Below are 24043 nucleotides of genomic sequence, written 5' to 3'. Positions count from 1 at the left end.
CGCGGGAAAGGGACGCTCGGGCCGCAACGGCCAGGAGGCGCGACGCGCGCGGGCGACGTGGAGTCGCCGCTGTCGGGGGTCGGGGAGTAAACTGAGCGCGCACGCACCGCGTTCCCGCGTGCCGCGTCGATTCCGGACGCAGCCGTCGATCACTTGATCGACGCGGGAACCGGGCCGTGACCGCCCCGCGGGGGCGTCACGTGCGTGTGACGACGCCGGATCCCGGCGCGGACCGTCGCACCCGGCGCCGAGCAGGCGCTCGCGGTGGAACGGTCCGCGGGACTCCACCGGACGTCCCGAAGCGGGGACCGGCGATGCGGTGGGCCACGGTGGCCCGCAGCCGAACCGGAGCCGTGTCAGGCCCCGGTGCAGGACTTCCGCCCCACGGGCGGCTCGCCCCGATGTGTGGGCGGAACAGGAGGAGCGTTGGCTCGATCAGGCACCCGGCGAGCTGCCGGCGGGACGCGGACCGCGTCACGTCGGACGAGGCCGCTGGACAACGACGGCGTGATCCCCGTCCTCGCCCGCGCGGTGCGCGAGGTCGAGGCGGCGGCGCAGCGCGGACCGCTCAAGGCGACGAACCGGACGAAGTTCCAGGCCGTCGCACTGCTCATGCGCGAAGAGCGCGCACGGGTGAAGGGCGACACCGACCTCACCGACTCGCAGCGCGCCGAGCAGCTCAAGCGGCTCGACGGCGTGGCGACGATCCTCGCGAAGACCGCGGCCCGTGACACCAGCGTCATCCAGCTGCTCGCGGAAGAGGTGCAGGTCTCCGAGGCGACCCGCGCCGTCAAGCGCGACATGATGATCGCCGGCGGCATGGAGCTGCAGCCGGAGGACCTCGTCATCGCGGCCGAGCCCACCCCGGTCGCCGAGACCCCGGTGCGCGCGGTCACCCCACAGGCGGTCGTGCAGCGTCAGCTCGCCAACCCGTTCCTGCCGCCGGACTTCGCGCTCGCCGACCAGCCCGTCGCGCACCCGCGTCGCCTGGCGAACTGGGAGCTCTTCGGTCCGCTGTTCAAGTCGTTCGAGTACGGCGCAGGCGGGGGAACGGCGACGATGCCGCTGCCCGAGCCGACCTCGCTGCACTCCCGCTCCGGCACCACGCTGATGAAGCACCAGGCCGAACTGGTCGCCGCCGCGTCGCAGGGGCACCGCACGTTCCTGCTCGCCGACGAGCCGGGCCTCGGCAAGACGGCGCAGTCGCTGCTCGCCGCCGACGCCGCGAACGCGTTCCCGCTGCTCGTCGTCGTGCCGAACGTCGTCAAGACGAACTGGGCGCGCGAAGCCGAGCGCTGGGTGCCGAACCACCGCGCCACCGTCATCCACGGGGACGGCAACGACCTCGACGGGTTCGCCGACATCATCATCGTGAACTACGAGATCCTCGACCGGCACGCGGGCTGGCTCGGCGGCTTCGGCTTCAAGGGCATGGTCGTCGACGAGGCGCACTTCATCAAGAACAAGGACTCGCAGCGCGCCCGCTTCGTGCTGCAGATCGCCGATCGCATCCGGCAGCGCACCGCAGCACCGCTGCTCATGGCGCTGACGGGCACCCCGCTCATCAACTCGGTCGAGGACTTCCGCACCATCTGGGAGTACCTCGGCTGGATCGACGACAAGAAGCCCCGCGCGAAGCTCATGAACGAGCTCGAGGAGATCGGGCTGACCCCCGCCGACCAGGGCTTCTTCGTCGAGGCCCGTCGTGCCGTCATCGACCAGGGCATCGTCCGACGCCGCAAGGTCGACGTCGCCGCGGACATCCCGGCCCGCCGGATCGCCGACATCCCCGTCGAGCTCGACGGCGACGAGGGGCGCTCCATCCGCGACGCCGAGCGCGAGCTCACCGCGAAGCTCGTCCGCCGGTACCACCAGGCGCTCGACGCCCGCACCGGGCAGGACCCGGTCGTCGGCATCGACCACAAGCTCGTCCGGCAGGTCGCCCGCTGGGAGCTCGAGGACCAGGACGCCTCGTCGACCGGCGAGAACGTGTTCTCGATGGTCCGACGCATCGGCCGCGCCAAGGCCCAGCTCGCAGCCGACTACGCCGCGCAGCTCGCGTCGAACGTCGGCAAGGTCGTGTTCTTCGCCAAGCACCTCGACGTGATGGACCAGGCAGAAGAGGTCTTCGCTCGACGGGGCCTGCGCACCGCCACGATCCGCGGCGACCAGACGGCCACGCAGCGCACGGCGCAGATCGACTCGTTCGTGAACGACCCCGACGTCGCCGTGATCGTCTGCTCGCTGACCGCGGCCGGCGTGGGCCTGAACCTGCAGGTGGCGTCCAACGTCGTGCTCGCCGAGCTGTCGTGGACGAGCGCCGAGCAGACCCAGGCGATCGACCGCGTGCACCGCATCGGGCAGGAAGAGCCCGTCACAGCGTGGCGCATCATCGCCGCGCAGACGATCGACACGAAGATCGCCGAGCTCATCGACTCGAAGGCGTCCCTGGCCGCCCGCGCGCTCGACGGATCGGACGAAGAACTCGTCGGCTCCGGCGACATCCAGCTCGACGCCATGTCCGCGCTGCTGACCGAGGCGCTCGGAGGCTAGTTCCGCGGCTGTTCCGGCCGCAAAACACCGGTGTTCGCACTTCGAACCGCGTCGTGCGCGTGTTCGGAGCGGGAACACCGGTGTTTCGCCGCGTCGTCGCGTCGTCGCGTCGTCGCGTCGTCGCGTCGCCGCGTCGTTGCTCAGATGCGGGACTGCACCTCGGCCAGCGATGGGTTCGTCGCCGTGGTGCCGTCGGGGAACACGAGCGTCGGAACGGTCTGGTTGCCGCCGTTGACCTCGGCGACGAGTTCCGCCGTGCCCGGGGTCTGCTCGATGTCGACCTCGGTGAAGGGCACGCCGGCCTTCGCCATCTGGTTCTTCAACCGGGCGCAGTACCCGCACCACATGGTCGTGAACATCGTGACGCCGCCGGCTTCGGGGGTGAACTGCTCGCGGGTGATCGTGTCGCTCATGGCGCCAGGCTAACCCCGCTTTCTGGACGCCCTTGACGTGCTTATCCGATATAGCTAGGTTAAGCCGCATGGAACCGATCCAACGCATCACCGCCCCGACGCTCGACGTGCTCGACGCACTGCTGACCGTCGACGGCCCGGCATGGGGGTTGCTCGTCATCAAGGCCACCGGGCGCCAGGCCGGCACCGTCTACCCGATCCTCGAACGACTCGAGCGGCAGGGGTGGATCACGTCGTCGTGGGACGACGAGACCGACCGCCCCGGGCCGCGCCGTCGGCTCTACGAGTTCACGCCCGACGGGGTCGACGCCGCACGCGACCTCGTCGCGGCGCGTCCGTCCGCCGCGACGCCTGCTCGTCCGGCTCGCTCGGCCCACCGGCCGGTGACCTCGTGAGCGCGCTCGACCGGGTGCTCGTGGGGGTCGCGGTCGCGGTCTCGCCCGCAGCACACCGCGCCGCCCGCCGCGAGCAGTGGCTCGCCGACGTCCGCGATGCCCATGAACTCGACCTCTCGCCGACCGCACTCGCGTTCGGCGCCTTCACCACGGCGCTGTTCCACCGACGCGCCGGCCACCGTTCCACCTGGGGGGACACCATGACCGCACTGCCGACACCCGTCCGTTCTGCACCGCACACCATCCGCACGATCCCGGTCCTCATCGCGCTCGCGGTCCTGTCCTTCGTCGTCTCGGTGGGCGTCCTCGCGCTCCTGCAGCGGTACAACGGCCTGCCCGAGGCACGTCCGGTCTTCGACATGGTCGGGATCGGGCTCGCGGTGGTGCCGGGCGCCGCTGTCGCAACGAGCGTCCTCCTGGTGTCGGACGTCGCACGCCGCCGCCGGGTCCTCGGCGCTGTTGCCGTGTTCGCCGTCGCCGCCGTGTGGTGGGCGATCACGACCGGTTCGCTCAACGTCCCCGTGTACGCCCCGGTCCAGGTCGGCGTCATCGCGGCTGGGCTGCTCGCGGTCTGGCTCGTGGTGCTCCACCGACCGGTGTGGACGTACTCGCTCCTCGTCCTGCCCGTCGTCGCTGCCGTGCTGGTGTTCCCGCTTGCGGAAGCAGCGAACGGCTCGGGGATCCCGTACTCCGCCATGGCGCTGGTGTCGTGGATCGGGCAGCTCGTCCCGTTCCTGGTCGCCGTCGTCGGAGCCGTGGTGGCGTCACGGTTCTCCACAGATGCGCCAGCGGTGGTCGAGGCGCACGGCGAAGCCCTGGTAGACAAGACCGTGTGAGTGACACCCACCTCGAGATCGAGCGCACCTACGACCTGCCAGAGGGCGGTGCCCTGCCCGACCTCGTCGGCGCGGGTGGCATCCTCCGCACCGAGCACCAGGAGCCGTTCGAGCTCGATGCGACGTACTGGGACACCGAGCGCTACGACCTGGTGGCGGCGCGGGTCACGGTCCGCCGGCGGACCGGCGGTCCCGATGCCGGGTGGCACATCAAGCGCTCCGAATCGGACACGGTCCGCCACGAGCAGCACTTCCCGCTGACCGACGACGCTGACACGGTTCCGACCGAGGTCCTCGCGGCGCTCTTCACCGAGCGCCGCGGCCGTGGCCTGCGCCCCGTGGTCCGCATCACGACCACTCGCACCGTCACCCGCCTGCTCGACGAGGACGGCGACCAGGTCGCCGAACTCGCCGACGACCAGGTGACCGCGCAGCGCCTCGACGACGATGCTCCTGAAACGCCGCGGACCTGGCGCGAGGTCGAGGTCGAGGCCGTCGCCGACGTCGACCCGCAGGTCGCGCACGAGCTCTTCGCGGCCCTCGACGGGCGCTTCGCGGCCGTCGGCGCCGGCCCCGCCGCCGTCGCGTCCAAGCTGGCACGCGGGCTGGCAGGAGCACTGGCACCGCGCCTCCAGACCGAGGAGAAGCCGGACAAGGGCACGACCGCGCGCGTCCTCGCGAAGCGGCTGCGGAAGCTGCGCGCCGCGCTGCTCGGCCAGGAATCGCGCCTCCGCGCTGGCGATGCGGCCGACCTCCGGCAGACGGCCGAGACCGCGCTCGAGATCGCCTCGATCCTCGGTGCGTACCGTCCAGCGTTCGCCGCCGGCGCCGCCGTCGACCGTGCCGCCGAGGCGGCCGACGGACTGGCTGCCGTGACCGCGCGCGCAGCACTCAACGAGTACCTGATCGACCGGTTGCCGCGGGCGTCGACCCCGGCGCAGGACGACCTGGTCGACTCGATGACCCGTGAACGCATCCTGGCGTCGACCCGTGAGCGTCGCGACCAGTCGGTGCGGGACGTCGTCGCGTTCGTGCACGGCGAGCCGTTCCTCGAACTGCTCGACGCGCTCGACGACGCCGTCGAACGACCGACCCCGACCGAGTGGTCGCTCCGTTCGCCGAAGAAGGTCGCACAGGACGTCGGCGCCGTCGTGAAGCCGCACATCCGCGAGCTCGTCCGGGCCGCGGTCGCCGATGACACCTCGGACACCGCCGCCGAGCGCGAGGCCGCCGACCGTGCGACCACCGAAGCCGCCTGGCAGGGCACGATGCGGGCGCGGATGGCGATGGACGTCCTCGGCGACGACGCGTTCCCGCATGCGCTCTGGAAGCGGATCGGCAGCGCGGCCGATGTACTGACCGAGCGCGTCCGGTCGCTGCACGCCCTCGATGCGCTGCGGACCAACGCGGCGATCGCCGAACGCGGTGGCGAGGGGACGTTCGGGTACGGCGTGCTCGCGGGGGACCGGGTGCGCCTGGCCGAGGAGTCCTACGACGAGGCGGTGCACGCGCTCAACCGCGTGTGAGCCGCGCGCTGCGCTTCGCCGCGGGCGTTCGCTTGGTGCGCAGGAATGGTCGGTTGCCTGCGGGCAGCGGACCATCCCTGCTCACGAAGAGCGTGGCGCTCAGCCGCCGAAGTCGACCGACGCCGACTCCGGCACCCGGAACCGCCGACCCGGGTAGCGCAGCCCCGACCAGTACGTGTTGGTGTGGGCGATGACGTGCCCCGCCGGCACCGTGACGCCGTCGTGTTCGGCATCGGTCGTCGTGTGGGCGTCGGCGACGAGTGAGACGTCGTACCCGTCAGCCGCTGCTCGCCCCGCGGTGGTGCGGACGCAGTAGTCCGTCTGCGCCCCCACGATCACGAGGTGCGTGACGTCGAGCCCGTCGAGCACAGCACGCAGGTCCGTGTCGACGAACGAGTCCCGGTAGGTCTTGCGCACGAGCGGCTCGGCGGCATCACGGACGAGCGGGACCGCGAGCTGCCAGCCGTCGGTGCCGTACGGGAAGTCCTGTTCGTCCTGCACCCAGACGACGGGGACCCCCTCGGACCGAGCTCGCGTCACGAGGGCATGGATACGTGCAACCACGGCGTCGGCGTCGAGGCAGGAGCGGACCACCCCGGCCTGGACGTCGATCACCAGCAGGGCAGTGCTCATCCGAGTGCGAGGGGCGCGGCGCTCGCGGGCGCGGGCTCTTCGTCTGCCAGCCCGAGCACGTCGAGCAGCCAAGCCAGTTCGAACGCCCGCTCCTTCCACGAGGCGTACCGCCCGCTCACGCCGCCGTGGCCCGCGGACATCTCGGTCTTCAGCAGCACCGGCGCCCCGACCTCACGCAGCTTCGCGGTCCACTTCGCCGGCTCGACGTAGAGCACACGGGTGTCGTTGATCGACGTCACGGCGAGGATCCGCGGGTACTGCACGTCGTCGCGGACGTTCTCGTACGGGGTGTACTCGCTCATGTAGCGGTAGACCTCGGCGTCGTGCAACGGGTCGCCCCACTCGTCCCACTCGATGACGGTCAGGGGCAGGTCGGGGTCGAGGATGCTCGTGAGCGCGTCGACGAACGGCACCGCGGCGACGATCCCGGCGAACCGGTCCGGCGCGATGTTCGCCACCGCACCCATCAGGAGCCCGCCGGCGCTGCCGCCCTCGGCCACGAGCCGGTCCGCGGTGGTGCGGCCGGACTCGATCAGGTGGTCGGCGACCGCGACGAAGTCGGCGAACGTGTTCTTCTTCGTCAGGGTCTTGCCGTTCTCGTACCAGTGCCGGCCCATCTCGCCGCCACCGCGCACGTGGGCGACGGCGAAGACGACGCCGCGGTCGAGCATCGACAGGCGCATGACGCTGAACCCCGGGTCGATGGAGTGCTCGTACGAGCCGTAGCCGTACAGGTGGAGCGGCGAGGGGGTGTCCGCGTCGACGGCGTCGCGGCGCCACACGAGTGAGATCGGCACGCGGGTGCCGTCCGAGGCGGTGGCCCAGTCGCGCTCCTGGACGTAGTCGGCGGGGTCGTAGCCGCCGAGCACCGGCTGGCGCTTCAGGACCGTCACCTGGCCGGTCGCCAGGTCCAGGTCGCTGACCTCGGACGGGGTGACGAACGAGGTGAACCCGATGCGGAGCGTCGGCTGGTCCCACTCGGGGTTGCCGCCAAGGCCGGCCGAGAACAGTGCTTCGTCGAAGGGGACCTCGTGCGCGTCGCCGTACCCGTCACCCTCGATGGGGATGATCGCGATGCGGGGGAGCGCCTCGGAGCGGTACTCGAGCGCGAGGTGCCCGGCGAAGGCGTCGACGGACTCGATGCGGCGCTCGGTGTGGTGCGCCACCACGACCCGGCGGTCGCGCTCGGACGTGGGGTCGTCGGCGGGGACGTCGACGAGCTCGAAGTTCTCGGCACCGTCGTTGTGCAGCACCAGGAACCGGTCGCTGCCGCCGACGATGGCGTGCTCGATCTCGTACTCGACGCCGTCGCGTCGCGGCCACACGACCTGGAACTCGCCGGTCGGGTCGGCGGCGTCGAGCACCAGGGCCTCGGACGTGATCTTCGACCCGAGCTCGATGACGATGTACTGCGACGACCGCGTGACGCCGACACCGACCCAGTAGCGGTCGTCCGGTTCCTCGAAGACCAGCACGTCGTCGGACGCCGCCGTGCCGACGGCGTGCCGCCAGATCTTGTCCGGACGCCACGACTCGTCGACCGTCGGGTAGAAGACGTACCGGCCGGCCGGGTCGAACGTCGCGCCGGCCCCGGTGTTCGGGATGGCGTCGCCGAGGTCGGTGCCGGACGCCAGGTCGCGCACGTGCAGGGTGTACCGCTCGTCGCCCTCGACGTCGATGCCGTAGACCAGGCGGGTGCCGTCATCGCTGATGTCGTAGGTGCCGAGGGAGAAGAACTCGTGGCCGTCGGCCAGGGCGTTACCGTCGAGGACGACCTGCTCGCCGGGGAGGGTCGACTCGCCCTCGACGACGGCCGGCGGGGTCCAGTCGTTGGCACCGGCGATCGGCGCGCGGCAGTGCACGCCGTACTGGCTGCCCTCGGCCGTGCGGGTGAAGTACCACCAGTCGCCCATGCGCACCGGCACCGAGAGGTCCGTCTCCTGCACCCGGTTCTTGACCTCGGCGAAGACGCGGTCGCGCAGCGGTGCGAGGTGGTCGGTGGCAGCGTCGGTGTAGGCGTTCTCTGCCTCGAGGTAGGCGAGGGTGTCCGGCGAGTCCTTGTCACGCAGCCACTCGTAGTCGTCGACGAAGTCGATGCCGTGGTGGGTCCGCGTCACGGGCCGCTTGGCGGCGGTGGGCGGGGTGGCCTGGGAGTGCTCGGTGCTCACCGTCCCACCCTATGCGCACGGCCCCGTGGCGTGCCGGGCGTCACGCCGCCGCCCGGAACCGGTCGGACCGGGTCCGCCCGGCCGCCCCGTCCGGAACCGGTCGGACCGCGTCCGCCCGGCCATCCCCGCGCGGACCCGCTGCTCGAAGGCCTCGAGCTCGTCCACGACGGCCGGTGCGACCCAAGCACGGTCACGCCGCCGCTCGGTGACCGGACGCAGCACTCCGGCGCGGACGAGCTCTGTGGCCACGGTGCCGGCCAGGTCGTCGTCGACCGGTCCGCCGGCGACACCGGCGAGGAGGCCCTGCAGCCGGGTCTCGGTCAGGACCGGGTCGTCGGACAGCGCCCGCCCGACGACTGCGTGGGCTCTCGTGGCACACGGACCCGCCATCCGGTCGGCCGCGTGCTCGTCGAGCAGCAGGGCGGTCACGGTCGCCTCGTCGCACACGGTGCCGATGGCGATCGCGACGTCTGCCACGAGGGCGTCCACGACCCCGTCGCGGTACCGCTCGAGGTGTCGGAAGTACCGGCCCCGGTCCGCTGCGAGCGCGGTGGCGATCGGTGCGGTCACCGTCGTCGTGACGCCCCGGCGTCGCAGCACGGCGCTGATCACCGCGCGTCCGATCCGGCCGTTGCCGTCGGTGAACGGGTGGATCGACTCGAACTGGGCGTGCCCGATCGCAGCCTGGGCGATCGGGTGCAGGTCCGTCCGGTGCAGGAACGCGAAGAGGTCGGTCATGAGCGGCGCGACGAGCTCCGGCGGAGGCGGGACGTACGTCGCCAGCCGCGGGGTGTCGCCGCCACCGATCCAGTTCTGGACGCTGCGGTAGCGCCCGGCGTACGGCCCGTCGACCGGGTCGTCGCGCATGAGCAGCCGGTGCGCCTCGAGCAGCGCGGCTTCGGTGATCACGCCCGTGTCCGCTGCTGCGACCAACCCCTCGATCGCACCGGCGGCACGGACGACGACGGTCGCAGTCGGGTTCGCGCGGATGCCCACGAGTGCTCGGGCGCAGTCGTCGAGCGACGCGGACTCGTCCTCGATCCGCGACGAAGCGACGGCCTCGGTCCGACCGATCACCGACCCGAGGGGCGCGAGCCGGGAACCGTGGTGGACGTCGAGCGACCGGAGCGCCGTGGCCGCGCGGTCGAGCAGCGCCTCGGTCCGGGCATCGGGCACCCACCGAGCACGAGCGATCCTCGGTGGGAGCGACACCCGGACCGACGTGGTCATCCGGTCGGCACGGGAACCCCGACGGGAACCGCGCCACGGACGCTCGGCACTGCCGTGCACTGGCCAGCTGCCGGGTGCGGGCGACGTGTCGAGGAGGTGCGCGGGCTCGATCCGATGTGCCATGCCGCGAGCGTAGGGACCTCCGGATGCCCGACGCCAGGAACTCGTATTTCGCGTGCGTGCCGTCCGCGTAGCGTTGGTGGCATGAGCAACTCCTTCGCGATCACCGGTGCCCACGTCGTCCCCGTCTCCGCTCCCGCCTTCGACGGCGGCGCGGTCGTCGTCGAGGGCGGCCGCATCACCGCGATCGGCCCGGATGTCACACCGCCCTCGGGGATCACCGTCGTGGACGCAGCCGGTGCCTGGCTCGTCCCCGGGTTCGTCGAGTCGCACGGTCACGTCGGCATCCACGAGGAGGCGAACGGCGAGGCGGGCAACGACACGAACGAGATGACCGGCCCCAACATGGCCGGGGTCCGTGCGATCGACGCGATCGACATCGACGACGAGGGCTTCCGCGATGCGCTCGCCGGCGGCATCACGAGCATCGTCGTGAAACCCGGCTCGGGCAACCCGATCGGCGGCCAGACCGTCGCCATCAAGACCTGGGGCGGCCGGACCGTCGACGAGCAGCTCATCTCGGACTCGGTGAGCATCAAGAGCGCCCTCGGCGAGAACCCGAAGCGCGTGTACGGCGGCAAGGGCCAGACGCCGTCGACGCGCTTGGGCGTCGCGAAGATCATCCGGGACGCCTTCGTCGAGGCGCAGAACTACCGTGCCGCCCGCGACGCCGCCGCGGCCAAGGGGGAGCCGTTCGCGCGGGACCTGTCGAAGGAGGCCCTGGTCCGGGTCCTCGACGGCGAGCTCGTCTGGGACCAGCACACGCACCGCCACGACGACATCGCGACCGCGATCCGGCTGTCCGAGGAGTTCGGCTACCGACTCGTCGTGAACCACGGCACCGAGGCGCACAAGATCGCCAGCCTGCTCGCCGAGAAGGACATCCCGGTCATCTACGGCCCGCTGTTCACGAGCCGCTCGAAGGTGGAGCTCCGTGACCGGGGCATCCCGAACCTCGCCACCATCGCCGCCGCCGGCGTCCGGGTCGCGATCACCACCGACGCCCCCGTCGTGCCGATCGGCATGCTCGTCGACCAGGCGACGGCCGCGGTGAAGGAGGGCCTGCCCGCCCAGACCGCGCTCGAAGCGCTCACGGTCAACCCGGCCGAGTTCCTGGGCTTCGGCGACCGAGTCGGTCGGCTGGCCGTGGGGCACGACGCCGACCTCGTGCTCTGGGACGGCGATCCGCTCGACGCGACCAGTCGCGCGACGCGCGTCTGGATCGACGGCCGCCAGGTCTTCGAGTGGGCGGACGGCGTCGGCGTCACCACCCCGCGCTGGTAGCGGGGGCGATCCGGGCCTGGCGTCCGTGGCGCCGGGGGCGCTGGGTGGTGACGGCCGGCGGACCCGGCGGGCTCAGACCTCGCGTGCCAGCAGGAACTCGTTGATGCGGTCCGTCAGGTCCGCGTCGATCGCGCGGGCGTCGCCGTTCACGGAGCGGATCGGCGCCGCCTGCCGGACGCTCGACACGAGCCAGAGTGCGTCCGCAGCCTGCAGGTCGGCGAGCGTGACGAGCTCGTAGGCGGTCTCGATGCCTTGCTGCTCGGCGAAGCGGAAGACGTCCGCCTGGGTGGTGCCGGCCAGGATCCCGATGTCGGTGCGCGGCGTGACGAGCCGGTCGCCGACCTTCAGGATCAGGTTCGCGCGCGTGCCCTCGAGCACGTAGCCGTCGCTCGACACGAACAGGGCGTCGTCGGCACCGCGCCGGGCGGCCTCGCGCAGGGCGGCCATGTTGACCGCGTACGACAGGGTCTTCGCGCCCTGCAGCAGCCACGGCGAGGTTCGCTCCACGTCGTGGCGGTAGCCGCGGTCCAGCACGACGACGGAGATGCCCTCGGTGCGCGCGGCGGTCGAGTCGACGGACGGCGCGGCGTACACCCAGCCGGTCGGACGGTCGGTGCCCTCGACGCCACGGGTCAGGACGGTCTTCGCGAAGGCCTCGCGGACCGGGTCGAGCCGGGCGCAGACGGCCTCGATCGCCTGCCGCCAGGCGTCGGGGTCCGGCGCGGGCAGGTCGAGCATCGCGGCGGAGCGGCCGAACCGGTCGAGGTGCGCCTCGAGGGCCTGCGGACGACCGTCGACCACCGTGATCGTCTCGAATACGCCGTCGCCCCGGGTGATGCCGAGGTCCTGCACCTGCAGGTGCTCCTCGAGCGGCTTCGCCCAGGTGAAGGCGTCCGCTGCGGGGTCGTGCGGCGCGGCGTCGCGGGAGGGCTGGTTGAGGATCGCGAGCACGGTTTCGGTCATGCGCCCATCCAACCGCACGTGCGTCCGCGCACGTTGTGCGTGGACGTCAGCTCGCGTCGGGCAGCGCGCCTATGAGCTTCCACACCGCCTGGGTGAGCTCGGGGTGCTGCAGCGCGATCCGGCGCAACCGGTGGTACTCCTCGCCGAGGACGGTGCCCTGACCGGACGCGGGGTGCATCGACCACTGGGCGTGCCGCTTGCCGATCGCGGCGTCGAGGTCGACCGCGTCGGCCCGCAGGATGAGCACGACCTGCTCGTCGACCGTGGGGAGCGTCGGCATGAACTCCCACGGGTCCTCGCCCTGGCGGCTCCGGTGCTCGACGAGCATCGAGATCTCCTCGGCAGCCTCGGCGCGCAGCACTTCGAGGCTGCGCCCGGTCCTGCGGGGCTCAGCCATGGTGCCCCCGCAGCACGCCTGCCATGGGAAGAGCGTACGACACATCTTCGGCCAGACTGGACGGGTGACCCCGCGCGACGAGAGCAAGTCCCAACACCCCCGAGTGGTCGTCGTCTACCTGCTGCGCGACGGCGAGAGCGGACCCGAGGTCCTGCTCGGGGAGAAGCGCCGCGGCCTCGGCACCGGCCGGCTGGTCGGCCCGGGCGGCAAGCGCGAACCCGGTGAGTCGGCGGTCGAGACCGCCGTGCGCGAGGTGCGCGAAGAGGTCGGCCTGCGTCTCGAGACGGTCGACCTGGAGGCCCGTGGCACGTTGGACTACCGGTTCCCGTACCGGCCGTCCTGGTCCCAGGTCTCGGACGTCTTCGTGTGCCGCCGCTGGCAGGGCAGCCCGTCGGGCTCCGACGAGCTCGAGCCGCGGTGGATCCCCGTCGCCGACGTCCCCTACGAGGCGATGTGGGACGACGCGAAGTACTGGCTGCCGGCGGTGCTCCGCGGGGGGTCGGTGCGTGCACGCTTCACGTTCGCCGACGACGACGCGACGGTCGCGGGCTTCACCGGGACGGGTGTCGAGTCACCCGCGTAGAGCGGGTCAGCGGGTCTGCGGGTCAGCGGGTCTGCTGCGTGCGGGTGCTGCCGGTGCGTGCTTCCTCGGCCGCGGCGATGACCTCGGCGTCGCCGCTGCGACCACCGAGGGGCCGGACGAAGAAGTCGATGATCCCGAACACGATCGCTCCGACCATGGCGAACATCGCCCAGCCGACGAAGAGCCCGGCGGTGTTCCGGCCGTCGGCGGGTGCGAGCACGATGCTCGCGACGTAGAAGCCGACCGTCAGCACGAGGAGCACGACGACGACGGTGACGAGGACGCGGTGCCAGGTGATGCGGGGGTTCATACCCTCCAGGATACGCGCCGCCGACACCTCACCGGTCCGCGTGGCGGCCGTGCGGCGGCTCATCCGACGTGTCGACGCGGGCCGACGTGTCGGACCGAGCCGGTGCCCTGGAGCCCTCGGTGCGTGGGACGGGACGCGTGCGCGGTCCGGTCCCCGCGCCTCCCGGCCGCTGCACCGGTCCGGTGCGGTCCCCAGTCCGCACCACGGGGATGCGGCCGGTGGGGGTGGTCTCGGTCTCGAGGCCGTCGCGGCCGCCCGTGAAGACGTCACCGCCGACGCGGGCGTCCTCCCAGTCGTCGTCGCTCAGGACGCTCAGGGTGCCGGTCTCGGTGGACTCGAGGCCGTGGCGCTCGAGCTCGGCGTCGCGTTCCTTGCCCAGGAACTCGCGGTTGGCGGTGTTGGCGTCCTGGAACATCGTCGTCCGGCCCGTGACGATGGCGCGGATGCGTCGGCGTTCCCACCACTTCTTGCCGAAGTACATGAGCACCAGGCCGGCCGCGGCGTAGCAGCCCATCGTGATCAGGCCGCGGGCCGGGCCGGGGCCGACGCCGTAGATCTGGTGCTTGATCATGTCGACCATGCTCGACCCGACGACGACGTTGTTGAGCCAGGCGAACGGCTCCGGCATGAACCACTTCGGGTACGCCCCGCCGGACGACGGCATCGACAGGAACACGAAGCAGATCATGGCGGGTGCGGCGATGAACCGGCCGACGAAGTAGCTCAGCCCGTTGACGGCGAGACCGATCGCGACGATCCACCCCCACGCGATGAGGACGAGCTGGATCCAGTGGCCGTGGATGGCGCCGACGACCGGACCGGCGAGGGTGTTCGTGATCAGGGAGATGACGAGGCCGCCGACGACGATGACGGTCATCCGGGTGCGGTGCCGGAGCGGACCGCCCATGATCCCGATGAACATCGCGACCATGTAGCCGCCGATGCACCAGGCGAGCATGACGTACATCGGGACGGTGCCGTACTCGTCCCACGCGGGCAGGGCAGCGAGCTCGGTGGTCTTCGGGGTCGCGACGCCGATGCCCGTGAGCACCGCGCTCAGTGTCGCCGGCACGAGGCTCGCGACCTGGAACTGGTGTGCGCTCGCCTTGAAGAACTCGTTCCTGGACGGGTCGTACGCGACCGCCATCGACCCGGCGAGCACGTCCCGCTTCGCCGCAGCCAGGGAGTCGTAGGTGTGGAACACGAACTCGCCCGGCAAGGCCTTCTGCACCGCGGCGACGAGGGTCGGGTCACTGCCGATCAGCGCGATCGGGACGTCGTGCGGGTGCGGGGCGTGGAACGCGAAGACGTAGCAGAGGCAGAAGCCGACGATGAAGAACAGCGGCATCCACAGCTGCAGACCGATCAGCTGGAGCGACGGGTGCAACGTCGAGTACCAGCGGCGGTACGCACCGTGCTGTTGTGGCTCCGGGACGGGGGCCTGGCGACGCGGTGCAGCCCGCGTGGAGCCTGCGACCTTCGCACCGCGGCGGGGCTTCGTGCCACGGGCCGAGGGGCGGGTGCTGCGTGGCTTCGGGGCCGACGTCGGCCGGGACGCTCCGGGACGGTCCGGGGTGTCGTTGTTCTTCGGGACGTCGTTCCGCGGCGTGCTCACTCGGCGTTGTGCTCCTGTACTCGATCGGAGCGCCAGGATACGCCCGAGGCCCTCAGGAGCGGCTGCGTGAGGCCTGCGCCGAGTCCATCGCGAGTTCTTCGGCGTCGAGGGTCACGAGCACGCGGCGCATGACCTCTTCGTCGAGGTTTCCCTTCTCACGCTCCTCGAGCACGATCTCGCGTCGTCGGTCGAGCAGCTCGCGCCGGATGTCCTGGATCTGCGAGCCGCGCAGACGCATCGGGGCGTTGCGCTCTTCGACCTCTTCTTCCTCGGCGTCCTGGCGGAAGGTCTCGACCTGTCGCTCGAGCCGTGCCTTCAGCCGGTTCACCACCGAGTCGACGGCGACGTCGCCGTACTGCTTCGACCAGTCCGGACGTCGCTTCTCGAGCAGCTCGATGGCGGCCTCGGTGGTGCGCTGGTTCAGCCGCATCTCGCTCCGGACGTCCTCTTCGCCCTCGGCCGGGTCCTGCACCTTGAGCGCACGGATGACGAAGGGCAGCGTCAGGCCCTGCAGCAGCAGGGTGCCGACGGTGACGAAGAACGCGATGATGAAGATCGTGTCCTGCGCGGGGATCTGCGTCGGGCTCGCGACCACGGACACCGCTGCGGCGAGGGTCACCACGCCGCGCATGCCGGTCCACGAGATGACGGTGAGCTCGCGCCAGTTGAGCTTCGGCTCGGCCGTGCCGCGCATCCACCGCAGCGACGGGTGACCGCGGGAGAGCTTGATGCGCAGCGGACGGAGCCATCGCCCGTTGAAGCGGTTGCGCACGTACGACTCGAAGATGAAGAGGGGCCGCACCAGGATCACGACGCCGAGCACCACTGCCGCGGCGGTGAGCGTCTGGCCGAGACTCCGCTCGCTCTCGACCAGGTCCTGCACCACGGTGTTGAGCTGCAGGCCGATCAGGGCGAACACGAAGCCCTCGAGGATGACGTCGATGCTGGTCCACAGCGGACGCTCCTGCAGGCGGGTGGCGTAGCCCTCCTTCGGGGAGTTGTAGCCGATGTACAGGCCGGCCGTGACGACCGCGATGACGCCGGAACCGGAGAGGTCCTCGGCCAGGATGTAGGCGACGAAGGGCAGCAGGATGCTCATGATCGTCTCGACCACGGGGTCGTTGAGCCGCATCCGGATCCAGTGCACGACGACACCGAGCACGATGCCGACGGCCAGGCCGACGCCGATCGCCAGGCCGAAGATGCCGAGGTCCTGCCAGATGGTGAGCGACGTCCCCGCGATGATCAGGGTGAACACGCGCACCAGGGTCAGGGAGGCTGCGTCGTTGATCAGGCTCTCGCCGGACAGCACCGTCATCACCCGGCGGGGGAGCCCGAGCTTGCGACCGATCGCGGCGGCGGACACGGCGTCCGGCGGGGCGACGATCGCACCGAGCAGGATCGCCGCGGGCAGGGTCATGTCCGGGATCAGGAAGTAGGCCACCGCGCCGACCACGAGTGCCGTCACGATGACCAGGAAGATGCCGAGACGCCGGATCTGCTTGATCGACGTGCGGAAGCTCTGCCACGACACGTCGAGCGCCGCCGAGTAGAGCAGCGGCGGCAGGATCACCGTCAGGATCACCTCGGAGTCGATCTCCATCGCGGGGAGCCCCGGCAGGAACGACGCTGCGAGCGCGACCGCCGTCACGAGCAGGGGAGCGGGGAGCCCCTTCGCCCGTGCGAACCCGGTCACCGCGAGCGATCCGACCAGCAGGATGAGGAGCTCGACGGTGTCCATGGGACTCATTCTCGCATCGGCATGGTTCCGAACCTGAACGAGTCTGAAGCTCTGGTGAACGGCAGGTTGCCGATCAGGTTTGCTAGGGAGGCCGTCGATGGGGAACACTGGCCCGCGGTGGACATCACACTCATAGTCGTCCTGGTCATCGCGTTGGCCCTCTTCTTCGACTTCACAAACGGTTTTCACGACACCGCCAACGCGATGGCGACTCCGATCGCGACCGGGGCCATGAAGCCCAAGGTCGCGGTCACGGTCGCCGCGGTGCTCAACCTCGTCGGTGCGTTCCTCAGCACCGCGGTGGCGACCTCGATCTCGCACGGCCTCATCAACGAGGGCCCGGGCGGCGTCGCGATCTCACCGGAGATGATCTTCGCGGGGCTCATCGGAGCGGTCGTGTGGAACATGATCACGTGGCTCCGCGGGCTGCCCTCGTCGTCGTCGCACGCGCTGTTCGGCGGACTGATCGGCGCCGCGATCGTCGGCGCCGGGTTCCAGTCCGTCAACTACGTCGCGCTGCTGACGGTCGTCATCATCCCGGCCTTCGCGTCGCCGGTGATCGCGTCGCTCGTGTCGTTCCTGTCGACCCGCATCGCGTACCGGATCACGAAGCGTCCGGTGTTCCCGAACGAGCGCGGTGGCTTCCGCGTCGGGCAGATCTTCACCTCGTCGATGGTGTCGCTCGCCCACGGCACGAACGACGCGCAGAAGACGATGGGTGTCATCACGCTGACGCTGATCGCGTCGGGGGCGCAGTCGTCGAACCAGGGCGTGCAGTTCTGGGTCGTCGTCGCCTGTGCCCTGGCGATCGCGCTCGGTACCTACACGGGCGGGTGGCGCATCATCCGCACGCTCGGGTCAGGCATCACCGAGATCCGTGCCACCCAGGGCTTCGCGGCCGAGGCATCGACCGCCGCGACGATCCTGGCGTCCAGCCACCTCGGCTTCGCGCTCTCGACCACGCAGGTGTCCTCCGGCTCGATCATCGGTGCCGGGCTCGGCCGCCGCGGCTCGAAGATCCAGTGGTCCACCGCCGGCAAGATCGTCATCGCCTGGTTCATCACGCTGCCGGCCGCCGCAGCCGTTGGCGCCGTGGCATCGGGCATCGCACGCCTGGGCGTCATCGGCCTGGTCATCGACGCGATCGTCGGTGCCGCGGTGATCCTCGGCCTGTACCTGTGGTCGCTCCGGAAGCCGCACGAGCAGGCCTCGGCCATCGAGGTCGACGTGGCCGCGAACGCCGTGTACACCCGCAAGGAACTGCGCGACCTGCAGCGCAAGAAGCGCGCCGACGCCGTCGCGGACCGCCGCGCAGCGCTGAGCCGCGAGCGCACGCTCCGCCGCATGGCCGCACGCAAGGGAGGCCGTCGCTGATGGGAATCGACTGGTTCGCGTTCCTCACCGTGGCGCTCGTCGCCGTGGTCTCGTCGTGCTTCGTCGTGGCCGTGTACTCCGTCGGTCTCCGGTTCTGGAGCGCCGCGGACACCCGCGCCGGCAAGTTCACCGTGAAGGACGACGGCACGATCGGTCCGGCGACCGCCGGGTTCCCGAACCCCGACGGAGCGACGACCGCGGTGCGTGCCTTCCGTGCGCTCGCGATCCTCTGCTACGCGGTCTGCGGCGCCGTCGTGCTGTACGGCATCTACCTCATCGTCCCCCAGTTCCACTGACCCGGGGAGCGCGCGACGCCAGCTTCGTGAGCAGAAATGGTCGGGTGCGTTCCGGCGACCCGACCATTCCTGCTCGCCATGTGCGCACTCCCGCTCACCATCCGCACGCATCCACCCGCGCACACCCCGAGCTCGTTCCGGACCGGCCGGACGGACTGGGCTAGCCTCGACGTGTGACCGGCAACGAAGCAGCACAGGCCCCCACCGGGGCGCAGACCCGTACCGAGAGCGACTCGCTGGGGTCGCGCGAGGTCCCGATCGACGCGTACTGGGGCATCAACACCCTGCGGGCACTGGAGAACTTCCCGATCACGTCCGTGCCGATCTCGGTGTACCCGGACCTCATCGAGGCCCTCGCCACCGTCAAACAGGCGGCAGCGCGGGCGAACCGGGCGATCGGGGTCCTCGACGACGAGCGTGCCGACGCCATCGACCGTGCTGCGCAAGAGGTACGGGACGGCGCCCTGCGTGAGCAGTTCGTCGTCGACATCGTGCAGGGCGGTGCCGGCACGAGCACGAACATGAACACGAACGAGGTCCTGGCGAACCGGGCCCTCGAGCTCCTCGGCCGAGAGCGGGGCGACTACGGGTACCTGCACCCGATCGACCACGTGAACCGCAGCCAGTCGACGAACGACACGTACCCGACGAGCATCAAGATCGCGATGATCTTCTCCGCCCGGCGGCTCATCGAGCAGCTCGAACAGCTCTCCGCGGCGTTCGCCGAGCGGGGGAACGCCTTCGCCGACGTGCTCAAGGTCGGCCGGACGCAGCTGCAGGACGCCGTGCCGATGACCCTCGGGCAGGAGTTCACCGGCTTCTCGCACACGATCCAGGAGGACGCCGACCTGCTCCGCAAGGTCCTGCCGCTGCTGGCCGAGATGAACCTCGGCGCGACGGCGATCGGCACCGGGATCACCGCGGACCCGCTCTACCGCGACGAGGTCCGCCGGCAGCTGCAGGACGCCAGCGGCATCGACGTCGTGACGGCACCGGACCTGATCGAGGCGACGAGCGACGCCGGCGCCTTCATGACGCTGTCCGGCACGGTGAAGCGCAGTGCCGCGAAGCTCTCGAAGATTTGCAACGACCTGCGGTTGCTCGCGTCGGGGCCGCAGGCGGGTCTCGGCGAGATCACCCTGCCGGCGCGCCAGGCGGGCTCGTCGATCATGCCGGGCAAGGTGAACCCGGTGATCCCCGAGGTCGTGAACCAGATCGCGTTCGCCGTGGTCGGCGCCGACACCACCGTGACGATGGCGGCAGAGGGCGGCCAGCTGCAGCTCAACGCGTTCGAGCCGATCATCGCGCACTCGATCCTGCAGTCGCTGCAGTGGATGTCACGGGGCTGTGCGACGTTGCGCGAGCACTGCGTGGCGGGCATCGAGGCGAACGAGGCGAAGCTCGCGGCGCAGGTCGACACGAACGTCGGGGTGGTCACTGCTCTGACCCCGTACATCGGATACGCGGCTGCGGCGTCGATCGCGCACACGGCACTGACCACGTCGACGCCCATCTCGACACTTGTCGTCGCGGCCGGCCTGATGGACGAGGACCAGGTGCAGCGCGTGCTGAGCCCGGCGCGGCTGTCCGGCATCGAGCTCGCGACCGGCGCGATCCCGGTGGTCACCGAGGAGATGCTGGACCAAGCGGCGCGCGAGCGCTGACGCGCAACCAGCGCAACCAGCGCAACCAACGCAACCGCCTCAGGGCATCGGCGCCTCGCCGACGCGCACCTGCTGTGCCACGTCGCGCAGGTGCTCCTCGGCCGGGGTCGGCTCGGCGTCCTCGTCGGCGGCGACCTGGGCCGCGGCGGTCCGGACGTTCCGCGCCGCGGCGATGTCGGCGTCCCGCCACCGCGCCAGCGTGAAGTTGCGGGTGACGTCGCGCAGCGGCAACCGGATGGACTCGTCGGCCTCGATGCCGGCCAGGAGCTGCCGCATCCGGATCACCTCGGAGTCGAGCTCACCGCCGACCACGAGCACGAAGTTCGAGATGTACAGGTACACGAGCAGCAGGATCCCGCCGCCGAGCCACCCGTACGCACGGTTGCCGCCGCCGATCGTCTCGACGTAGACGGCGAAGCCGAGGGTCGCCAGCGCCCAGGTCACGATGGCGAACGCGGCACCGGCGGACACCCACCGCAGCTGCGGCGTCTTCACGTTCGGGGTCGCGTAGTACAGGACCGCGACCATCACGACCAGGTCGACGGCGAGCACGGGCCACTTCACGACGTTCCACACGTCGTCGATCCACGGCGCCCAGCCGAACGACGCGACGATCGCCGCCGAGATCGTCGGGGTTCCGAGCAGGATCACGATAGCGATCGCCCCGCCCGCCATCACGAGCAGGGTCACGAGGAGCATCATGCTGCGGAACTTCCAGATCCGCCGCCCTTCCTCGACCTCGTACGAGGTGTTCATCGCGCGCCCGAACGCCGTCGCGTACCCGGACAGCGACCACAGCGTCAGCACGACGCCGGTCGCGAAGCCGAGCCACGGGTTGTCGAGTGTCAGCAGCTGGCGCAGCGGGGTCTCGAGGTGCTCGGCCGTCTCCGGACGCAGGATGAACCCGAGCACGCCGATGATGTCGGCCAGGCTGTCGCCCTTGCGGTCGACGATCGACAGTGCGGACACCACGGTCAGCGCGGTGGGGAACACGGTCAGCAGCGCGAAGAACGTCAGCGACGCCGCCGCGTCGACGACGCGGTGCCGGATGACCGAGTGGTAGGTGCGCCGGACGACGGCGCGGACTCCCGTCCGCTGGAGATCGCGCGATGCGCTGTCCGGCATGCGTTGTACGGTACCCGACACGTGACGGCCTGGAGGCGCGGGGCGGCGCCGCCACGCGCCTCCAGGCCGGCCCCTGGTCACGTCCGGCGGCCGCTGCCGAGACTCGGGCTGAGCGACAGGTCACGCGCTCCGCGGGCCGAGGACTGTCGCTCAGGCCGAGACTCGGCGCAGTGGGCCCGAGTCTCGGCCGTCAGTTGGCGTGCGGGTGCAGGGCGTCGTACCGGCGGAAGGAGGGGACCAGGCGGAGGAGCAGCGCGACGAGCGCCACGATGAGCACGCCGCCGATGATCGGCGGGTACGCGATGCCGGCCGCGACGACCAGACCCGCGTAGAGGTCGCCGAGCCGCGGTCCACCGGTGACCACGACGATGAAGATGCCCTGCAGCCGGCCGCGCATGCCGTCCGGCGACGCCGCCTGCAGGATCGTGTTCCGGAACACCGAGCTGACGTTGTCCGCACCGCCGGCCGCCGCCAGGAACAGCGCCGCCAACCCGAGCGCGGGCAGGATCCCGACCGAGAACGACTCGCCCGAGCGTCCGCCGAGCACGCGCGCGAACGCGATGACGACGCCGAACGCCGCGATCGCGCCGCCGTACGCCGTGATGGCCCAACCGACCGCCTCGCCCTGGCGGCGCACGTGCCCGAGCGGCCCGGAGAAGACGCTCGACAGCAGGGCGCCGATCGCGTACGCGGCCGTGAGCGTGCCGACGGTGATCGATCCGCCGCCGATCACGAGCGCCCCGATCGCGGGGAACAGGACGCGGGGCTGCCCGAACGTCATCGCGACGATGTCGAGCACGAACGTCATGGTGATGTTGCGCGACCGCCGCAGGAACTTCGCACCCTCGATGAGCGAGCTGAGCCCGGGGCGGAGCGCACCGTGGTCGGCGGCCATCCGCGGCAGCGTGAACACCCCGAGGAACGCGAACGTGAACAGGACGACGTCGATCGTGTAGGTCGGCGCGAACCCGACGCTCGCGATGAGGACACCGGCGACGGCCGGTCCGACTGTGACCTGGAACCCGGAGGCGATGCCGCCCAGGGCGCTCGCCGCGGGCAGCAGGTCGGTGCCGACGAGTCGCGGGACGATCGCCGAGCGCGAGGCGTTGCTGACGGTCGCGGCGACGGCGTTCACGGTCGCCAGGACGTAGAGCAGTGCGACGCTGTGCAGCCCGAGCCACGAGTGGGTGGCGATGAGGGCGACCGCGACCCAGGCGATGATCGACGACACGAGCGCGACGGTACGGCGGTCGAAGGCGTCGGCGAGCATGCCGCCGTACAGACCGGCGACCACCATCGGCAGCAGGGCGATGACCCCCACGAGCGCCACGGCGAAGGTGGAGTGCGTGATCTCGTACACCTCGAGCCCGACCGCGACCGTGGTCATCTGCGTGCCGATCCCGGCGATGGCGGTGCCCGCCCAGAGCCGCGCGAAGGCGGGGGATCGGCGGAGCGGGGTGAGGTCGGCGAGCAGGCGGCGGCGCGGCGGTGCGGGAGTGGGTCGTGTCACGGTGGAACCATTCTGCGGCCTGTGTGGCCGTTGCGTCTGCCGTTGCCGCGCTCTGGTTGACTGGATCGCATGACTGACCTCAACAGCAAGCCCGAGTTCGACGCGCCCGAGGGCCCGGCCCCCACCGATCTCGTCATCACCGACATCGTCGAGGGTGACGGCGACGTCGCGAGCGCCGGGTCGACCGTCAAGGTGCACTACGCCGGCGTCGAGTACGAGACCGGCGAGGAGTTCGACAGCTCGTGGAACCGCGGTGAGCCCATCGACTTCCCGCTCGCGGCGCTCGTGCGCGGTTGGCAGGAGGGCATCCCCGGCATGAAGGTCGGCGGTCGCCGCAAGCTCGTCGTCCCGCCGGAGCTCGCCTACGGTCCCGCCGGTGGTGGCCACTTCCTGTCCGGCAAGACCCTGATCTTCGTGATCGACCTGCTCGGGGTGCGCTGATGCAGGTCGGTGCCCCGACCATCGAGCTGAACGACGGCCACCGGTTCCCGGAGCTCGGCCTCGGCACCTACGGCCTGAACGGTGACGAGGGTGCGGCCGCGGTCGGCACCGCGATCGCGAGCGGCTACCGGCTGCTCGACACGGCGCTGAACTACGGCAACGAGGACGCCGTCGGTCGTGCCGTCCGCGAGTCCGACGTCGCGCGTGAGGACCTCGTCGTCACGTCGAAGCTCCCCGGCCGCCACCACGGCTACGACGAGGCGCACCGCTCGATCGACGAGACCCTGGGCAACCTCGGGCTCGACCACGTCGACCTGTACCTGATCCACTGGCCGAACCCGTCGGTGGACAAGTTCGTCGACACGTGGAAGGCGTTCGTCGACCTGCGCGACAGCGGCAAGGTCCGCTCGATCGGCGTCTCGAACTTCACCCCGGAGCACCTGCGTCGCATCATCGACGCGACCGGTGTCGCCCCGGCCGTGAACCAGGTCGAGCTGCACCCGTACTTCCCACAGGCGGAACTGCGGAAGGTGCACCAGGAGCTCGGCATCGTGACCGAGAGCTGGAGCCCGCTCGCGGTCCGGTCGGAGCTCCTCACCGAGCAGCCGATCACCGACGCCGCAGCGGCCCACGACGTGACCCCCGGCCAGGTCGTCCTGCGGTGGCACGTCCAGCTCGGCGCCGTGCCGGTGCCGAAGTCGGCCGACTCCTCCCGGCAGCGCGAGAACCTCGACGTGTTCGGCTTCGAGCTGACCGACGCCGAGGTGCAGGCCATCTCCGGCCTCGAGCGCGGCCGGCTCTGGGACGCGGACCCGGACACGCACGAAGAGATGTGACCGACGACCCTTCGGGAACTGCGGGGCTCC

The 24043-nt window shown here is 71.0% G+C and carries 22 protein-coding genes; 11 read left to right on the top strand and 11 right to left on the bottom strand.

What is annotated here, in order from left to right; all coding sequences use genetic code 11:
- Positions 1-426 precede the first annotated feature (426 nt).
- Positions 427-2553, top strand: coding sequence for a DEAD/DEAH box helicase (locus ABH929_RS12360; RefSeq protein WP_404561453.1), 2127 nt, complete (start codon positions 427-429; stop codon positions 2551-2553).
- A 140-nt stretch (positions 2554-2693) separates the two neighbouring features.
- Here the strand turns inward: ABH929_RS12360 and ABH929_RS12355 are convergent, their stop codons facing one another.
- On the bottom strand, positions 2694-2966 hold the full coding sequence (locus tag ABH929_RS12355; RefSeq protein WP_404561452.1) for a glutaredoxin domain-containing protein: 273 nt from the start codon (positions 2964-2966) through the stop codon (positions 2694-2696).
- 68 nt (positions 2967-3034) lie between these two features.
- On the opposite strand from ABH929_RS12355, the gene ABH929_RS12350 reads away from it, so the two are divergent.
- The 3 genes from ABH929_RS12350 to ABH929_RS12340 are packed head-to-tail and all read left to right on the top strand — an operon-like array spanning position 3035 to position 5723.
- A complete protein-coding gene (locus ABH929_RS12350; protein ID WP_404561451.1) occupies positions 3035-3361 on the top strand; it encodes a PadR family transcriptional regulator in 327 nt (108 codons plus the stop codon).
- Complete coding sequence (locus tag ABH929_RS12345) at positions 3358-4197, top strand: hypothetical protein (RefSeq protein WP_404561450.1); 840 nt, start codon at positions 3358-3360, stop codon at positions 4195-4197. The genes ABH929_RS12350 and ABH929_RS12345 overlap by 4 nt, the downstream gene beginning before the upstream one ends.
- Complete coding sequence (locus ABH929_RS12340) at positions 4194-5723, top strand: CYTH domain-containing protein (RefSeq protein ID WP_404561449.1); 1530 nt, start codon at positions 4194-4196, stop codon at positions 5721-5723. The genes ABH929_RS12345 and ABH929_RS12340 overlap by 4 nt, the downstream gene beginning before the upstream one ends.
- A 99-nt stretch (positions 5724-5822) precedes the next feature.
- Here the strand turns inward: ABH929_RS12340 and ABH929_RS12335 are convergent, their stop codons facing one another.
- From ABH929_RS12335 to ABH929_RS12325, 3 genes are read right to left on the bottom strand one after another with little or no spacing between them, the layout of a single operon-like run.
- Positions 5823-6356: a cysteine hydrolase family protein gene (locus ABH929_RS12335; protein WP_404561448.1), complete on the bottom strand. Its 534-nt coding sequence runs from the start codon at positions 6354-6356 to the stop codon at positions 5823-5825.
- On the bottom strand, positions 6353-8524 hold the full coding sequence (locus ABH929_RS12330; RefSeq protein ID WP_404561447.1) for a S9 family peptidase: 2172 nt from the start codon (positions 8522-8524) through the stop codon (positions 6353-6355). The genes ABH929_RS12335 and ABH929_RS12330 overlap by 4 nt, the downstream gene beginning before the upstream one ends.
- Positions 8525-8533: 9 nt before the next feature.
- Complete coding sequence (locus tag ABH929_RS12325; protein ID WP_404561446.1) at positions 8534-9877, bottom strand: Fic family protein; 1344 nt, start codon at positions 9875-9877, stop codon at positions 8534-8536.
- An 81-nt stretch (positions 9878-9958) separates the two neighbouring features.
- On the opposite strand from ABH929_RS12325, the gene ABH929_RS12320 reads away from it, so the two are divergent.
- Complete coding sequence (locus ABH929_RS12320; RefSeq protein WP_404561445.1) at positions 9959-11158, top strand: amidohydrolase; 1200 nt, start codon at positions 9959-9961, stop codon at positions 11156-11158.
- A 72-nt stretch (positions 11159-11230) separates the two neighbouring features.
- Here ABH929_RS12320 and ABH929_RS12315 read toward each other — a convergent pair whose 3' ends face one another.
- Together ABH929_RS12315 and ABH929_RS12310 are read right to left on the bottom strand one after the other, a co-directional pair.
- Positions 11231-12121, bottom strand: coding sequence for an aminodeoxychorismate lyase (locus tag ABH929_RS12315; protein WP_205464248.1), 891 nt, complete (start codon positions 12119-12121; stop codon positions 11231-11233).
- Between the two features lie 46 nt (positions 12122-12167).
- On the bottom strand, positions 12168-12518 hold the full coding sequence (locus ABH929_RS12310) for a tryptophan synthase subunit alpha (RefSeq protein WP_404561444.1): 351 nt from the start codon (positions 12516-12518) through the stop codon (positions 12168-12170).
- A gap of 64 nt (positions 12519-12582) precedes the next feature.
- Between ABH929_RS12310 and ABH929_RS12305 the strand changes: the two genes are divergently transcribed.
- Positions 12583-13101 (top strand): 8-oxo-dGTP diphosphatase, encoded by a 519-nt coding sequence (locus ABH929_RS12305; protein ID WP_263090475.1) that lies wholly within the window; start codon positions 12583-12585, stop codon positions 13099-13101.
- A gap of 22 nt (positions 13102-13123) precedes the next feature.
- Here ABH929_RS12305 and ABH929_RS12300 read toward each other — a convergent pair whose 3' ends face one another.
- Genes ABH929_RS12300 through ABH929_RS12290 form a run of 3 tightly spaced genes read right to left on the bottom strand, consistent with a single transcriptional unit; the run spans position 13124 to position 16767 of the window.
- Entirely contained in the window at positions 13124-13411 is a 288-nt protein-coding gene (locus ABH929_RS12300) for a hypothetical protein (protein WP_111084562.1), read from the bottom strand.
- 28 nt (positions 13412-13439) lie between these two features.
- Positions 13440-15026 carry an ABC transporter permease gene (locus ABH929_RS12295; RefSeq protein WP_404561443.1) on the bottom strand — a complete coding sequence of 529 codons (1587 nt, stop codon included), beginning with the start codon at positions 15024-15026 and terminating at the stop codon, positions 13440-13442.
- A gap of 52 nt (positions 15027-15078) precedes the next feature.
- A complete protein-coding gene (locus ABH929_RS12290; RefSeq protein ID WP_123341057.1) occupies positions 15079-16767 on the bottom strand; it encodes a sodium:proton antiporter in 1689 nt (562 codons plus the stop codon).
- Between the two features lie 117 nt (positions 16768-16884).
- Between ABH929_RS12290 and ABH929_RS12285 the strand changes: the two genes are divergently transcribed.
- The 3 genes from ABH929_RS12285 (at position 16885) to ABH929_RS12275 (ending at position 20101) form a co-directional block, all read left to right on the top strand.
- The gene (locus ABH929_RS12285; protein WP_123673409.1) at positions 16885-18141 is read left to right on the top strand and encodes an inorganic phosphate transporter; all 1257 of its coding nucleotides are present in this window, start codon (positions 16885-16887) and stop codon (positions 18139-18141) included.
- On the top strand, positions 18141-18437 hold the full coding sequence (locus ABH929_RS12280; RefSeq protein WP_205464249.1) for a hypothetical protein: 297 nt from the start codon (positions 18141-18143) through the stop codon (positions 18435-18437). The genes ABH929_RS12285 and ABH929_RS12280 overlap by 1 nt, the downstream gene beginning before the upstream one ends.
- A 173-nt stretch (positions 18438-18610) precedes the next feature.
- Entirely contained in the window at positions 18611-20101 is a 1491-nt protein-coding gene (locus ABH929_RS12275; RefSeq protein WP_404561442.1) for an aspartate ammonia-lyase, read from the top strand.
- A gap of 39 nt (positions 20102-20140) precedes the next feature.
- On the opposite strand, the gene ABH929_RS12270 is transcribed toward ABH929_RS12275, so the two are convergent.
- A complete protein-coding gene (locus tag ABH929_RS12270; RefSeq protein WP_263090462.1) occupies positions 20141-21226 on the bottom strand; it encodes a YihY/virulence factor BrkB family protein in 1086 nt (361 codons plus the stop codon).
- Positions 21227-21416: 190 nt separating this feature from the next.
- A complete protein-coding gene (locus tag ABH929_RS12265; protein ID WP_404561441.1) occupies positions 21417-22736 on the bottom strand; it encodes an MFS transporter in 1320 nt (439 codons plus the stop codon).
- A 69-nt stretch (positions 22737-22805) separates the two neighbouring features.
- Here ABH929_RS12265 and ABH929_RS12260 point away from each other — a divergent pair, with 69 nt between their 5' ends.
- Together ABH929_RS12260 and ABH929_RS12255 are read left to right on the top strand one after the other, a co-directional pair.
- A complete protein-coding gene (locus tag ABH929_RS12260; protein WP_111084569.1) occupies positions 22806-23177 on the top strand; it encodes an FKBP-type peptidyl-prolyl cis-trans isomerase in 372 nt (123 codons plus the stop codon).
- A complete protein-coding gene (locus ABH929_RS12255) occupies positions 23177-24013 on the top strand; it encodes an aldo/keto reductase (protein ID WP_404561440.1) in 837 nt (278 codons plus the stop codon). The genes ABH929_RS12260 and ABH929_RS12255 overlap by 1 nt, the downstream gene beginning before the upstream one ends.
- The last annotated feature ends 30 nt before the right edge of the window (positions 24014-24043 follow it).

The organism is Curtobacterium sp. AB7 (genome assembly GCF_044909335.1).
Classification (GTDB): Bacteria; Actinomycetota; Actinomycetes; order Actinomycetales; family Microbacteriaceae; genus Curtobacterium.
Note: the sequence above shows the minus strand (reverse complement) of the source record. Positions and strands in the feature narration are given on the sequence as shown.